13 protein-coding genes are annotated in these 14,932 nt (G+C 66.8%); 4 read left to right on the forward strand and 9 right to left on the reverse strand.

Annotated elements, in window-relative coordinates; all coding sequences use genetic code 11:
• Positions 1-10: 10 nt before the first annotated feature.
• From AC1EJR_RS07525 to AC1EJR_RS07535, 3 genes are all read left to right on the forward strand, one after another.
• Positions 11-883 carry a DUF4123 domain-containing protein gene (locus AC1EJR_RS07525; protein WP_177219850.1) on the forward strand — a complete coding sequence of 291 codons (873 nt, stop codon included), beginning with the start codon at positions 11-13 and terminating at the stop codon, positions 881-883.
• The gene (locus AC1EJR_RS07530; RefSeq protein ID WP_477146956.1) at positions 873-1,349 is read left to right on the forward strand and encodes a DUF3304 domain-containing protein; all 477 of its coding nucleotides are present in this window, start codon (positions 873-875) and stop codon (positions 1,347-1,349) included. The genes AC1EJR_RS07525 and AC1EJR_RS07530 overlap by 11 nt, the downstream gene beginning before the upstream one ends.
• A gap of 66 nt (positions 1,350-1,415) precedes the next feature.
• Positions 1,416-3,032 carry a T6SS phospholipase effector Tle1-like catalytic domain-containing protein gene (locus AC1EJR_RS07535; RefSeq protein ID WP_477146957.1) on the forward strand — a complete coding sequence of 539 codons (1,617 nt, stop codon included), beginning with the start codon at positions 1,416-1,418 and terminating at the stop codon, positions 3,030-3,032.
• Positions 3,033-3,165: 133 nt separating this feature from the next.
• Here AC1EJR_RS07535 and AC1EJR_RS07540 read toward each other — a convergent pair whose 3' ends face one another.
• The 4 genes from AC1EJR_RS07540 to AC1EJR_RS07555 form a co-directional block, all read right to left on the reverse strand.
• Positions 3,166-3,993, reverse strand: coding sequence for a ChaN family lipoprotein (locus tag AC1EJR_RS07540; protein WP_477146958.1), 828 nt, complete (start codon positions 3,991-3,993; stop codon positions 3,166-3,168).
• Complete coding sequence (locus AC1EJR_RS07545) at positions 3,990-4,337, reverse strand: DUF2149 domain-containing protein (RefSeq protein ID WP_092291040.1); 348 nt, start codon at positions 4,335-4,337, stop codon at positions 3,990-3,992. The genes AC1EJR_RS07540 and AC1EJR_RS07545 overlap by 4 nt, the downstream gene beginning before the upstream one ends.
• Entirely contained in the window at positions 4,334-4,834 is a 501-nt protein-coding gene (locus tag AC1EJR_RS07550) for a MotA/TolQ/ExbB proton channel family protein (RefSeq protein ID WP_255370693.1), read from the reverse strand. Before AC1EJR_RS07550 ends, AC1EJR_RS07545 begins: the two co-directional genes overlap by 4 nt.
• 124 nt (positions 4,835-4,958) lie before the next feature.
• Positions 4,959-5,735 carry an NAD(P)H-dependent oxidoreductase gene (locus AC1EJR_RS07555; RefSeq protein ID WP_477146959.1) on the reverse strand — a complete coding sequence of 259 codons (777 nt, stop codon included), beginning with the start codon at positions 5,733-5,735 and terminating at the stop codon, positions 4,959-4,961.
• 90 nt (positions 5,736-5,825) lie between these two features.
• Between AC1EJR_RS07555 and AC1EJR_RS07560 the strand changes: the two genes are divergently transcribed.
• The gene (locus tag AC1EJR_RS07560) at positions 5,826-6,725 is read left to right on the forward strand and encodes a LysR family transcriptional regulator (RefSeq protein ID WP_477146960.1); all 900 of its coding nucleotides are present in this window, start codon (positions 5,826-5,828) and stop codon (positions 6,723-6,725) included.
• A 5-nt stretch (positions 6,726-6,730) separates the two neighbouring features.
• On the opposite strand, the gene AC1EJR_RS07565 is transcribed toward AC1EJR_RS07560, so the two are convergent.
• From AC1EJR_RS07565 to AC1EJR_RS07585, 5 genes are all read right to left on the reverse strand, one after another.
• Positions 6,731-9,946, reverse strand: coding sequence for an efflux RND transporter permease subunit (locus AC1EJR_RS07565; RefSeq protein WP_477146961.1), 3,216 nt, complete (start codon positions 9,944-9,946; stop codon positions 6,731-6,733).
• 3 nt (positions 9,947-9,949) lie between these two features.
• Positions 9,950-11,185, reverse strand: a complete 1,236-nt coding sequence (locus tag AC1EJR_RS07570; RefSeq protein WP_441645751.1) for an efflux RND transporter periplasmic adaptor subunit — start codon at positions 11,183-11,185, stop codon at positions 9,950-9,952.
• A gap of 273 nt (positions 11,186-11,458) precedes the next feature.
• Complete coding sequence (locus tag AC1EJR_RS07575; RefSeq protein WP_092291030.1) at positions 11,459-12,103, reverse strand: MOSC domain-containing protein; 645 nt, start codon at positions 12,101-12,103, stop codon at positions 11,459-11,461.
• Between the two features lie 75 nt (positions 12,104-12,178).
• Complete coding sequence (locus AC1EJR_RS07580) at positions 12,179-13,339, reverse strand: MFS transporter (protein ID WP_454757433.1); 1,161 nt, start codon at positions 13,337-13,339, stop codon at positions 12,179-12,181.
• Positions 13,340-13,479: 140 nt separating this feature from the next.
• Positions 13,480-14,493, reverse strand: coding sequence for a D-2-hydroxyacid dehydrogenase family protein (locus AC1EJR_RS07585; protein ID WP_092291026.1), 1,014 nt, complete (start codon positions 14,491-14,493; stop codon positions 13,480-13,482).
• Positions 14,494-14,932 lie beyond the last annotated feature (439 nt).

Below are 14,932 nucleotides of genomic sequence, written 5' to 3' on the forward strand. Positions count from 1 at the left end.
GAATTCCGATATGGACTATCGATTTGCACTGATCGACTCGAGCCAACAGATGCGATTTCACCGAAGACTGGACCGCTCGGGCGCCACGTACCAGTCCCTCTTTGCCGGCTATCCGGAAGAATCGTTGCTAGACATGGCGCCGCTCCTGATCGATTTGAACCGAGATGACGAACTCCGCAAAAACCTACTCGCGGCAGCCGAGCACCTGGGCAAACTGAAGCCCTGCGTCAGCCTCCTCATCGCCTCGGTGCCATTTGACGAGCTTGCCGAGCATCTTCGCCAGTTCCATCTGACCGAGATACCCAACGGCCGGGAAATGATCGTGCGCTGGTACGACGGCCGCATCCTTCCAGCCTGGCTGGAGATTCTGGGGGCTGACCAGCGCGCCCTTTTCACGCGGCACGTMTCGGCATGGACCTACTTCGACCGTTTCGGCGAGCCACAACAACTACCCTTGCCTGCAGCGGGCGCGACGGAACCGCCGCCAGCCCCTATCCGCCTCGATGACAACCAGCTTTCAGCGCTAATGAGCGCATGCGAGGCCGACATGATGATCGTGGATCTACGCGAGGTAAATCGGGACGAACTCCGGTCCGTACCGTATCGCACGCTCTATCCGTTCGTCCAGGAGCACCTGCTTGTCGCGCGGCAGCACGGACTAACCGCGAGGCCAGACCGTCTGCAACTCCTGACCCTGGCGCTCCATACGTCCGGACGTTATGTCGACCATCCTCGGGTTGCGCAGCGCCTGTCGATGCCTGCGCCCGCCCACGAGGAAGCCTTCAAGGACTGGCTGGCTGGCCTTGGGGACGACATCTTGGATATTGCAAGACCGCTGTGGGACACGATCGATGACAACCGAGGAGCAAGCCATGAACCATAACGCCATCTCAATGACAAGCACTGCCACTGCCGGTTGGCGCCCGAGGTTTCGAACATTTCTGGTGGTAATGCTGGCAGCAGGGTCTGTCGCACTGTCCGGCTGTGGCGAAGACCCTATGACACTGGAAGTGGTTGGCTACAACCATACCGACGAAGGCATCTACAGCTTCTCGGTGAACGGCTATGGCGGTGCGTACCTAGGTCCGCACTCGGGGGGCGGGAAGTTCACGTGTTGCGCCAGCATTTCGCGAATTTATCGGCCCGGCATGACACTGAACGTCGAATGGGTCAACAACGTTAAGGACACTCCGAAGCAACGTAAGGTGATGGTGCCGTCCTATCGGCCCGAAGACGGAGGAATGCTGTCCGTACATTTTCTGCGCGACGGGAACGTCAAGGTCTTTGTGACGATGGTCGGACCCCRCCACCCTGCCTATCCCCTACGAGGGGACGAAACCCGCCTGTAACACGCTGGATGGAGAAAAAACTTGCCTTACAGCATCTCGCCACCCTCACCAATGCCTAATAGCGGCATGCGCAAGCTCACCGTACGTGAATCGCTGCAGCGCTGCCGAGCAATCACGTGCCCAGAAGAATGCCGCCCTGTTCAATGCAACGGGCAGGTGTATGTCAATCTATTCTTCGATGGTACCGGCAACAACAAGGACTGGAAGGAGCCCGGCCTCAACGGCACTCAGACATCCGTCKGTAAGCATAGCAATGTTGCCCGCCTGTATAACGCGAGCATTGATAGGTTCGAAGATGGATTCTTCTCCCACTACGTACCGGGACTCGGCACTCCGTTCGAGAAAATCGGCGATCCCGGCGGACACAAGGGCATGGCGGGGGGCTACATGGGTGCGGACCGCATTAACTGGGCGATCACGCGCATTCTGAATTCGGTGCACTACTACCTGACCGAGGCGCTCCTTCTCGATGACGAAACGGCAAGAACCGTCGTCAACAACGCAAGTTCCCTCTTCGCGAATATGGGCCTCGAGGGACCATACCGCCGCATGGTGCTAACCGCCTGGGAGCAAAAACTCGAAGCCATCATAAGAAGCAGCCAGCGTCAGGTCACCCGGATCAACGTTGCAGTGTTCGGCTTCTCACGTGGCGCGGCCATAGCGCGGGTATTCGCCAACTGGCTGCTCCAGTTGATGGAGCAGAAGGATGGCGCCTATCGGCTGGCCAGCGTCCCGATCCGGATCTACTTCATGGGCCTGTTCGACACCGTAGCGTCGGTCGGCGTGCCAGACATCGTGCCGGGATTCAATGGCCATCTGGACTGGGCCGAGGGCTACATGGATATCAGCCCTGCGGTAGATCAGTGCGTGCACTTCGTTGCGCTGCACGAGCAGCGTGCAAGTTTCCCTCTCGAACTCGCCGCGCGTGCGCGGCAGGTCGGCTATCCCGGCATGCATTCCGACGTCGGTGGCGGCTATCGCCCCGGGGAGCAAGGCAAGGCAATGCCCGAATGGGGCGCATCGCCACATCTGTCCCAGATTCCATTGATCGACATGCATCACGCCGCCTTCAGCGCCGGGGTGCCGTTGATGACCATGGCGGAAATCAGGCAAGCGCCCAACCTCGCCGTCGACTACCACTGCTCACCGCGGCTCGTCAGCGCGGCGAACGACTTCTTCAAGACCTGCGGCATCGACACCACGGCAACAGGCAAGGCTGGAGTCACCGGGGTGCTCAAGTCTCACACGCTGCAATACCTGCAGTGGCGCGGGGAACTGATGGCGTACAAGGATCCGCTGAAGACGCGGCGCTTCTACCTGGACGCGAAGCTGGGCGCGGACCGGGCCAGACTACAGGAGGGCGTCGATGATTTCGCCGAGCACATTACGGCCCTGCGCCGCCGCTTGCAGCATGCCGGGTCGTCGCAGACTGACCTCGTCGGCACCCTTAACCCCATCGGCGCTGCCGTCCTGCGCGTGTTGCAGGATGACGTAACCGAGCCCGTGGACGCCGAGACTCGCCACATGCTCGAGCATGCCACCCATTCGCTCGCCGTGCCCCCGGCGGTTCGCACCTTGATGGACGACTACGTCCACGACTCCCGATGCGGATTCCGGATGGGTGGGCTCATGGAGCCCCGGCGCGTAACCAACGGCTACTTCCGCTACCGACAAGTGTATTGAGCCCCAAGTTAACCCAAAGTTGTCCGATTCCTACACCGATATCAGCCTTAGCTCGCCTTGGTTGTGCCGCCTGCGGTGCCAGCCCTCATCGACGGCGGACCGTGGCCGATGAGATCAGCCACGAATCAAACGCCTACCGCGGCTTCGCCACAGCCTCCTTGCACGGATCCTTCCGCTCGACGGGGGCCACGCGCACCACCTCGTCGAAGCCTTCGGCGCGGCTGCCGTCCTCCAGATAGCCCACGCTGAGCACCTTTGCGGCGTCGCCGTGGAGCCAGCGGGGCACGCCGAGGTCGCGCCGTACGTGGCCGTTGCMGGCGATCAGTACCGCGCCGCGGCTGGCGTAGGGGGCGAGCGTGCGGGCCATCACGGCGTCGCGGGCGGCCTGGGCGTTGAGCATGCCGGGCAGCATCGCCTTGGGGAAGTTGCCGCAATGGCCGGCATCCAGCGTCGCGGTCTGCGCGGCCACGACTTCCATCGGCAGCGGCTTGTCCAGCCCCAGCGCGGCCTGCTGGTCCGGCGGGAAGACCGCGCCGAGCCCGCCGCGGACGATCTTCGCGGCATCGGCGCGCGAGAGGTTCGCGGCCAGCAGCGGCAGGTCATATTGGAGCGCCAGCGCCACCACGGGCCGGTACAGCGGCCACTGCCAGCCGGCCGCGCTGCCGGCCTGGGCGATCAGGTAGTCGGCATCGCCCGGCCGTTCCTTGCGGGCGCGGTCGATGTCGGCCTGCCGCTCGCGGTCGAACTGCTCCATCGCCACCGCCGGCCGCCAGCCGGCTTCCACGGCGCGGGTCAGCGCCTGGAGGCGGGCCGCCTGCGCCGCGCCGTTGTCGTGGACCTCGCCCAGCAACACGTACTGGCGGCTGGGGAAGGTGGCGCCGATGGCCGCCGGCGACGGCGGCTGCGTCGCGCAGCCGGCCAGCATCGCGAGCGCCATGCCAAGGATCGTCGCGCGCATCATGGCTTCGCTCCGGACGTGGCTTGTTGGGACGCCTGTTGTGACTCCGGCACGTACACCATCGACCCATCCTTCAGCCGGTAGGCCACGCCGGCCTTGATGCCGTCGCCGCTGCCCACCTGCCCGCTGGCCTGATAGCGCACGATCTTCTCCCCCTGCCGCGACACGATTTCCATATTGGGCTTGCCCGGGTTGGTGATGACCGTTACGTCGTCGTGCGTGAACGGGTTCATCGGGTTCTGGGCGATGGCCACCAGCAGGGCGGCAATCACCACCAGGAAGACGTCGATCAGGTTGACGACCGACAGGATCGGGTCGTCGGCCTCGCTTTCGTCCAGGAATCTCATCGGGCCGCCTCGCGCGCCTGGCCGAGCCAGACCAGTTCCTCGGCCAGCCAGCGGCGGCGCACATTGACCACCCAGAAGGTGATGCTCGCCGCGATCAGCGCCAGGATCACCGCCGAGAACGCGATGGTCAGGTTCTCGCCCACATTGGCGAGGTTGCCGCCGGACAGGCTTTTCAACGCCGGCCCCATCGGGATCATGGTGGCCACCAGCCCGAGCATCGGCGCCACGCGGGTGGCAATGCGCAGGCGCTCCAGTAGCCGGTGCGCGGCCACGTCCAGCGCGTCCGGGTGGCTGACCCCGTTGGCGTGCGCCCAGGCCACCAGCAGATAGCCGCGCCCCGATTCGATCCCATGCCGCCGGCGCAGCCACGCCTGCATGGCGAACTGGCCCAGCGCCCAGAACGCGTAGAGAAACAGCAGGCCGATCATGGCCAGCGTGGGGTACAGGAACAACTGGCCGATGTCATACATCAGCGTTTCGAGGACGGTGGGCGTCATAAATATCGTCGCGATGAATAATGAAGCGATAAATCTAACTACGTTGATTCTTCATGGCGATGACTATCCAATGATCGCCGCTGCCAAGCCACGCATAGTACCGGCACCGGTCCCAAGCGCCCTCCTATTCCATATGCGCGGCGAAGCCTTTGCGGTCAGGCGCGATATCGTCGCGCAGCGTCAGGGCCGGAATCTCGTATTGCCCCGAGTTCTGCGGACGATAGGGGATTGGCGCCGTCTCGAACAGCGCATCGAGCCGTGCGCCCAGCGCCTCGCGGATCGACGCGAAGCGCGCGTCATCCATCTTCCCGCTGCGATAGGAGACGAAGGGCGGCAGCACGTCGAAGCCGGGGTAGTACAGCACGCCGTGCTGGATCGGGAACAGCAAATCGTCGATGGGCCCGTTGATGCCGCGCGCGCTGTAGTGCGAGTCCCAGCCGCCCGTGGTCACCAGCAGCATCGCCCGCTTGCCCTTGAGCGAGCCTTCGCCGTAGCGGTCGCCCCAGCGCGCGTCCGAGTGCTCGCCCACGCCGTAGGCGAAGCCATAGGCGTACACGCGCTCGACCCAGCCTTTCATGATGGCCGGCATGGAGAACCACCAGAGCGGGAACTGGAAGATCACGGCGTCGGCCCAGCGCAGCTTGTCCTGCTCGGCGGCGATGTCGGGGCTTTGCCAGCCGCCTTCGAACGCGCGCTTCGAGTMGAGCGAAGGATGGAACGGCGTACCGGCCTGGCGCTCGAGCGTGTCGCCGGCGTCGAGCTGCGGCTTCCAGCCCATCGCATAGAGGTCCGAGACCTGCACCGCGTGGCCGTTGGCCGCGAGCCGCTGCATCGCAAAATCCTTGAGCGAACCGTTCAGCGAGGTCGGTTCGGGGTGGGCGTAGACAATCAGCACGTTCATGGCGGGTCTCTGTCGATGGGAAGGGATGCCCCAAGGATGGACGGCCGTCCGGTATATTGGAAATGAATTTCCAATATCCTAGGTATTGCGATGACTAATCTCAGGCGTCTGGACCTGAATCTGCTGCTGACGCTCGATGTGCTGCTGGCCGAGCACAACGTCACGCGTGCGGCAGAGCGGCTGCATTACTCGCAGCCCTCGGTGAGCGTGCATCTGGCCAAGCTGCGCGAGATCTTCGGCGATCCGCTGTTGCTGCCCGGGCCGCGCGGCATGCGGCCCACGGCCCGCGCCGAGTCCTTGCGCGAGCCGCTGCGGCAGGCGCTGGCGGCGCTGGAAGCCGCCGTGGCGCCGTCCAGCCCGTTCGACCCCGCGCAGGCGGACCACACCTGGCGCGTGGCCGCCACCGACTATGGCGAATCGACCATCGTGCTGCCGGCGCTGAGCACCATCCGCGCGGCGGCGCCGGGCACGCGGCTGGCGGTGCTCGACATGGTGCCGGCCAGCATCGCCCGGCAGGCGGAGCAGGGCGAGATCGACCTCGCCTTCCACACCTCCGATGGCGCGCCGCCCGGCCTGCGCCGCCGCGCGCTGTTCACCGAGCGCTACGTGCTGGTGGGCCGCGCCGGCCATCCGCGCCTGAAGCGGCGGCCCACGCTGGCGCAGTTTGCGGAACTGGAGCATGTGATGGTGTCGCCCGATGGCGGCGGCTTCTTCGGCGTGACGGACACCGCGCTGGCGGCGGCCGGCGCCACGCGCCGCGTGGTGTTATCGGTGCCGCACTTCCTGTTCGTGCGCGCGGTGCTGGAGCGCACGGACCTCGTGGCGATGCTGCCCGAGCGGCTGGTGCGCGATACGGTAACGCTGGAGGTGGTAGAGGCGCCGGTGGAGGTGCCCGGCTATGAGATGTCGATGTTGTGGCACGAGCGCGCCCATCGCGACCCCGCGMACCAGTGGCTGCGCGAATGCATCGCGCAGGCCACCAGTGTCTAGCAGGATCAGTGCGTGACCGCCGCCGGCTCGCGTTCCGCGAGCGGGTTGCCTTCCGAATCGATCTGCAGCGGACCCGTGCCGGAGAACCGGTCGAGCGCGAGGTAGATCACCGGCGTGATGAACAGCGTGATGACCTGCGAGAACAGCAGGCCGCCCACCACGGCCAGACCCAGCGGCTGGCGCAGCTCGGCACCGGCGCCCAGGCCCAGCGCCAGCGGCAGCGCGCCCATCACGGCCGCGAAGGTCGTCATCATGATCGGCCGGAAGCGCAGCAGGCAGGCCTGCCGGATCGCCTTGGCCGGCGCCATGCCGTGGTCGCGCTGCGCCGCGAGCGCGAAGTCGATCATCATGATCGCGTTCTTCTTGACGATGCCAATCAGCATCAGCACGCCAATCGTCGCGATCAGCGACAACTCCACGTTGAACAGGAACAGCGTCAGCAAGGCGCCGATGGCCGCCGACGGCAGCCCGGCCAGGATGGTCAGCGGGTGGATGTAGCTCTCGTACAGCACGCCCAGCAGCGTATAGATCACCGCAATAGCCGCCACCAGCAGCACCACCTGCGTGGCCTGCGACGACTGGAACACCGCCGCATCACCGCCCCAGCTGGTGAAGATGGCTGGCGGCATGTCGATCTCCTGCTTGTAGCGGTCGATCTTGGCCGAAGCGTCGCCCAGCGCCGCGCCCGGCGCGAGGTTGAACGACACCGTCACCGACGGCAGTTGCCCCTGGTGGTTCACCGCAATCGGCCCCACCCGGCGCTCGGTGGTGGCAAACGCCGACACCGGCACCATCTGCCCGGTCTTGCTGCGCACGTAGAGCTTGGAGAACGCCGTCTCGTCCACGCGATCCACATCGGCGGCGGTCAGGATCACGTAGTAATTGTCGATCGGCGTGTAGATGGTCGACACCTKCCGCTCGCCAAACGCCGTGTACAGCGCCGTGCGCACGTCCTGCATCTGCACGCCCAGCGCGTTGGCCTTGTCCCGGTCGATGGTCAGCTGCGCTTCCAGGCCCGATTGCTGGGAATCGCTCGTCACATCGCGGAAGATCGGCTCGGCGCGCATCTTGGCCATGATCTTGTCGCTGTACTCCTGGAGCTGGCCCGCCTTCACGCTCTGCAGCGTGTACTGGTAGCGGCTCTTGCTCTGGCGCCCGCCCAGCCGCAGGTTCTGCACCGGCGAGAAGTACACCGCCAGCCCCGGCACGCTGGACACGTCCTTGCGCAGCGACTCCACCACCTGCGGCATCTTCGGCCGCTCGTCCAGCGGCTTCAGTTCCACGAACATCCGGCCCGTGTTGATGGCCGGCGAATTGCCGCCGCCAATCGACGCCACCACGCTCTTCACCGCCGGATTGGCGCGGATCCGCTCGGCGGCATCGCGCAGGCGGTCGGACATGGCATCGAACGAGATGTCCTGCGGCCCTTCGGCGTTGACCTGGATCTGGCCGATGTCTTCCTCGGGGAAGAAGCCCTTCGGAATCTTGACGAACAGCACGGCGGTCAGCACGAAGGTCAGCCCCGCCACGCCGAGCACGAAACGCCGGTGCGCCAGGCACCAGTCCAGGCCGGTAGCGTACTTATGGAGCGTCCACTCGAAGAGGTCCTCGAACCACTGCGTGCTGCGCATGCCAATGGTCTGCTTCTGCTGCACGCGCGGCGCGGCGGCGCTGGCCGCACCGGAGGCGTGGTCGCCATGGTCGCCATAGGCGTGCTGCGACTCGTCCACCGGCACGTTCTCGGCCGAGAGAAAGCGCGCGCAGAGCATCGGGATCAGCGTCAGCGAGACCACCGCCGAGACCAGAATCGACAGCGACACCACTGCGGCGAACTCGTGGAACAGCAGCCCGATCACGCCCGGCATGAAGAAGATCGGGATGAACACGGCCACCAGCGAGATCGAGATCGACAGGATCGTGAAGCCCATCTCGCGCGAGCCCACCAGCGCGGCCTTGAGCGGCGGCACGCCTTCCTCGATGTGCCGCACGATGTTCTCAAGCATCACGATGGCGTCGTCCACCACCAAGCCCACCGCCAGCGTGATGGCCAGCAGGGAGACGTTGTCCAGGCTGTAGCCGAACGCCTTCATCAGCGCCACCGTGCCGATCAGCGAGATCGGCAGGGACACCGTCGGTATCAGCGTGGCGGCGGCGCGGCGCAGGAACAGGAAGATCACCATCACCACCAGCCCCACGGTCAGCGCCAGCGTGAACTGCACGTCATGGATCGACTCGCGGATGGAGCGCGAGCGGTCGTTCACCACGTTCACGCTGACCGAACCGGGCATCTGCTGGATCAGGCGGGGCAGGGCGGCCTTGATGGCATCCACCACGGCCACGGTGTTGGCGTCCGGCTGGCGCAGCACGGCCAGCACGATGGAGCGCTCGTTGTTGAGCCAGCTACCGGTCTTGATGGTCTCGACGCCGTCTTCCACATCGGCCACGTCCGAGAGCCGCACCACGGCGCCGCTCGGCTGGCTGGCCACGATGATGTTGCGGAACGCCTCGGCGCTGGTCATCTGCCGATTGGCCTGGATGGTCAGGGTCTGGCGTGCGCCGTCCAGCGTGCCGACCGGCGTATTGGCGTTGGCGCGGTTCAGCGCGGTGGCCAGCTCGTCGAGCGTGAGCCCGCGCGCCGCCAGCGCGTCCGGGTGGGCGCGCACGCGCACCGAAAAGCGCTTCTGGCCGAAGATCTGCACCTGCGCCACGCCGGGCAGCGTGGCCAGCGTCGGGGAAATCAGGTTGTCGCCGAACGCGTTCAGCTCCGCCAGGCTCATCGCGGGCGAGTTGATCGCCAGCAGCAGCACCGGCGCATCGGCCGGGTTCACCTTGCGGTAGGACGGCGGCACGGTCATCTCGATCGGCAGCGAACGCTGGGCGCGGAACAGCGCCGCCTGCACGTCCACGGCCGCATCGTCGATGTTGCGGTMGCTGTTGAACTCGATGGTGATGCTGGAATTGCCCAGCGTGTTGGACGAACTGATGACGGTGACGCCTGGAATCGTGGCGAACTGCTTCTCCAGCTGCGTGGCCACCGAGGCGGCCATGGTCTCGGGGCTCGCCCCGGGCAGCGTCGCCGTGACCTGGATCACCGGCGAGTTGAAGCTGGGCAGCGCCGCGATGGGAATCGTCGGATACAGCACGATGCCCGTCACGATGACGGCCAGGCACAGCAGCACCGTCATGACGGGCCGGCGGATACAGAGTTCGGACAGCGTCATGGTCTAGTGCTTGTCTGCCACGGCCGCCGGGGCAGCCGGGGATGAGGCGTCGCGCGGGCGGGCCTCGCGCACCAGCGCGCCGGGGCGCAGGTTCTGCGCGCCCTCGGTCACCACGCGGGCGCCGGGCTGCACGCCCTCGACCACGGCGGCGGCGGCGGTGGTGGCCACCACGGTCACCGGCACGCGCGTCACGGTGTGGTCCGCGCCCACGGTGTAGACGAAGCGGCCTTCCGGGCCGGTGATGACGGCCTGCGGCGGCACGCTGAGGGCGCCCCGAAGCACCTGCACCGTGGCGCTGACGTTGGCGTAGGTGCCCGGCCAGAGCCGCTGCGCCTGATTGTCGAACATCGCCTTCACGCGGATGCTGCCGTACTGCGGGTCCACGGTGTTGTCGACGAAGGTGATCTTGCCGGTCACGGGGGCCTTGTTGCCGTCGTTGGGCACGGCGGTCACCTCGACCGGGCCGGCGTGCAGCGCCTCGCGCAGCGCGGCGAGCTGGCGCTCGGGCAGCGTGAAGCTGACGGTAACCGGCGAGATCTGCGCCACGGTCACCATCGGCGTCACCGTGGCGGGGGTGACGAGCGAGCCCGGGAAGACGTTGATCACGCCGGTGCGGCCGCCAATCGTCGCGCGGATGGCGCCGTAGCTGATGGCCACGCGGCTGGCCTCGATCGCGGCCTGGTCGGCGCGGATGGTGGCCTCGAAGCCGTCCAGCTTGGCCTGGGCCGTATCCACGGCGCTCTTGGAGACGAAATTGCGCTCCAGCAGCTCCTGGCTGCGCGAGAGCGTGCGGCGGGCATCGGACAGGTCGGCCTGGTCGCGCATCAACTGGGCGCGGGCCTTGGCCAGGTTTGCCTCGTCCATGCGGGTGTCGAGCGAGAACAGCAAATCGCCCGGCTTCACAGTCTGGCCTTCCTTGATATGCACGGTCTGGACGGTGCTGGACACCTGCGGCCGCACCTCCACGGTCTGCATGGCCGTGACGGTGCCGTTGGCGGTGACTTCCAGCGGTACATCGCCCTGCTGGACGATGGCCGTGGCCACCGCCGTGGCGGTCGGGCCCTTGGCCGCCGGCTTGGGCGCGAACCACGTCTTGTAGCCAAACCAGCCCGCCCCGGCAATGACGATCACCGCCACGATGGCGATCCAGGGCGAAGTGCGGCCGCGCCCCGTGCTGGTGGACGCGCTCCAGTTGCCATCGACGAAGCCCTTGGGCCGGTCGATCCCGTCTGTTTTCATGTGAGGACCCTCAAACACCGCATGGCGCGCGCCCGCTCCCCGGCACCGGCTTCTTGGAACCGGTTTGCCCGCGCAAACCACTACTAGTACCGCGCCTTGGCTTTTCAGGCCAGCGCGTCGTATTACAACCTGTTACAGCGCCAATAGGGGATAGGCGGGCCGGGGGAGGGAGATCTGGCCCGAAGACGCTTGTATCTGACTTAAAACATTAGCAGAAAAGCACGGTCGGGCCACTCCGGACTAACGCTGGAAGGGGGTGGAACGTCGATTTCGTTACGGATTGGTGCGCCGATTGATGTTTTCCACCGACACTTCACGCGGCCCCGGGATCACCACGGCGGCATCGCCGGCCCGGATCACCCCCGGCGTGGCCACGCTCAGGTACACGCCCGAATAGCCGCTGCGCACCATGTCGCGCACCGCCTGGGCATAGCCGAGGATGGCGTTGAGCTTGTAGCAGGGCTGGCGCGGTGCGCGCACCACCAGTTCCACCTCGCCCACGCGCAGCTGGTCACCTATCCACAGGGCGGATTCGAGCAGCCCCTGCAGGGTCAGGTTCTCGCCCATGGCGCCGAAGGCCAGCGGGCGCTCGGCCTCTTCGACACCGGCCTCGCGGCGGCGCGCGTTCCACCAGGTGTAATGCTCGATCGGGTACGCATAGACCGCCCGGTCCCGCCCGCCGTGAACGGTCAGGTCGGCCTGCTCGTCGCCGGCCAGCCCGCGCAGGTGCACGCCGACGGCAATCGGATGATGCAGCGTACTGAGCGGATGCTTGCGGATGGCGGAGAGCACCACGGCTTCGGTGCCGGCCCCGGCCACCACCAGCGGCAGGCGGATGCCGACATTGACGGCCAGCACGCGGCCGGTGGCGCCACCGCCCGAGGCGGCTGGGTTGGGACGGGGATCGGTCTCGGCCACGGTACGCCCTCCTTGCGTGTGCGGGGCCGCGCGGGCTCGTGGTCCCGCGCTGCTTTGGGACTGCTACGACATCTGCTACGCGCTGCGCGGTGTCCAGTGGCAGCCGAGCGCCCGCGCCCGCTGCGAAATCGCCAGTCCGAGCGCGATCAGCACCGCCGCACCCCAGTGCAGCGCATCGGGCCCGGCCACGGTATAGATGGCCGCCCCGGCCATGGCGCCCAGCGCCTGGCCCAGGTAAATCGAAGAGGAATTGAGCGAGATGGACGCCGCGGCCTGGTCCGGCCCCAGCAGCACCAGCCGGGCCTGCTGGGCGCTGTTGGTGGCGAACCCGCCCACGCCCCAGAGCATGAACAGCGCCACCAGCGCGCCAACATGCCAGCCGGCCAGCGGCCACAGCAGCATGGCGGCCAGCGAGGTGGTCAGCGCCACCTGCACGATGCGGCTCGGCGTCACGCGGTCCATGCGCGAGGCGGCCACCACGTTGCCGGTCACGCCGCAGATCCCGTAGGCCAGGAACATCAGGCTCAGCGCGCCGCCGCTGATACCGAAGCGGTCCCGCATCAGCGGGGCGATGTAGGTAAACATCGTGAACATGCCGGCCGACTGGATCATCGTGGTGGTCACCACCAGCATGATCGGCTTGTGGCGCAGCACGGCCGCCCACGCCTTGCGGCCCACCGGCGCCACCTGGAGCCCGGCCGGCAACGCGCGCCAGACCGCCATCGACACGATCAGCGACAGCCCGCCCACCAGCCCCATGCTGACGCGCCAGCCCAGCGTGCTGGAGATGAAGGTGCCCAGCGGCACGCCCACCACGCTGGCCACGCTCCAGCCCAGAAAGACAAAGCTGATGGCCCGCCCGCGCGTGCGGGCATCCACCAGCAGCGGCAGCGTGGCGGCGGCCTGCGGGGTGTAGATGGCGGCGCCGATGGCCGTGACGAAGCGGATCGCCATCAGCATGGCGAAGCTGGGCGCCAACGCGGCGGCGAGGTGCATCGCCCCGTAGACCAGCAGCGCCCCGGCCAGCAGCAGGCGGCGGTCGATGCGGGAGCCGATCGTGGCGAACAGCGGCGCGCCCACGCAGGTGGCGATGGCGAACACCGAGATCAGCTGACCGGCCGTGGCGGCGCTGAGCGCGAAATCGGCGGCAATGTCGTTGAGCATGCCGGTGACGATCATCGCGCCGGTGCCGATGACGAAGTTGCCGACGCACAGCGCCAGGAGCCTGGGATCCATGAAATTTAGGGGGATGGGGCGACAGATTGCCCCGAGTGTAGCGGCTTTGGCGCAATCCGGACCGGCGCCAATGTGGGGAAGGAGACGCTCGCCGAGCGTCTCCATGGGGGCTGCGGCCCCCGGCCGCACTGTCTAATAACTTAGCGCGACAGGGTGGGCGTCAGCGCCTTGGGATTGGCCACGCTTTCGTGATTGCCGTCCAGCACGTCGAGGATGTTCTGGAACGCGGTGCGGAAGTACAGCTCGTAGCTGTCGCGCTCCACATAGCCCAGGTGCGGCGTGCAGATGCAGTTCTCCATGCGCAGCAGCGCGTGGCCCTGCAGGATCGGCTCGGACTCGAATACGTCCACGGCCGCCATGCCGGGGCGGCCCCGGTTCAGCGCGGCGACCAGCGCGCCATCCTCGATCAGCTCGGCCCGGCTGGTGTTGACGAACAGCGCCGTGGGCTTCATGCGCTGCAGGTCGGCCAGCTTGACGATGCCGCGCGTCTCGTCGTTCAGGCGCAGATGGAGCGACAGCACGTCGCTCTCGGCAAACAACTGCTCGGCGGACGCGGCCACGTTCAGCCCGTCCTCACGCGCAGCCTGCTGGGAGGCCTCGCGGCCCCAGACCAGCACGTTCATGCCGAACGCCCGCCCATAGCCGGCCAGGAGCCGGCCGATCTTGCCGTAGCCCCAGACACCCAGCGTCTGGCCGCGCAGCACCTGGCCCAGGCCGAAGTTGGGCGGCATCGTCGTCGATTTCAGCCCCGACTGCTGCCAGGCGCCATGCTTCAGGCTGGCCACGTACTGGGGAATGCGGCGCTGGGCCGCCATGATCAGCGCCCAGGTCAGTTCGGCCGGGGCCACTGGCGAGCCCACGCCCTGGAGCACGGCCACGCCGCGGTCGGTGCAGGCGTCGATATCCACATGGCCGCCGGCGCGGCCGGTCTGGCTGATGATCTTCAGGCGCGGCAGCTTTTCAAGTAACTGACGCGTCACACGGGTGCGCTCGCGGATCAGGACCACGGCTTCCACATCGGAGAGGCGCGCGGCCAGCTGGCCCACGCCCTTGACGGTGTTGTTGAACACCTTGACGTCGTGGCCTTCCAGCAGGGCGAAGCACGGCAGCTTGCGCACCGCGTCCTGGTAATCGTCGAGAACGGCAATCTTCATCGGTGACTCTTTGGCTTGAGGAGCGACATCGGGGCGGCGGCTTGGTGCGCACGGCAACAGAATCAGCGCGCGCCCGACAGTATTGTGGGCCGACCTGACGCAACATTGAACCCAGACATGGCTCGTTCCGCATCCGCGTGCGCCCTTGCCGACCCGCCAAAACGGGGCGCCGGATGCCTCGGCACAATGTTGCGCAGCAAAAAACAGGCGGAGTTTGCGGTGGTATCCTTGCCCGCTTCTGCGACGCGGCGGGCCGGATGCGACGGTAGAGCCACGCTCCCGCCCATCGCCCCGCGCCGCCGGACAAAGCCCGACCGGCCCCTGCCGCCCGCCATATGCGGGCGAAGCGCAACTGTAGCGCAGCCGCAGGGACCGCTGCGACCCTTGGGCGGATTTGCTTGTTGCGTAGTTGTAACGGGATGTGACGATTGCGTGCCCG

Source organism: Cupriavidus sp. 05T42 (genome assembly GCF_056396345.1).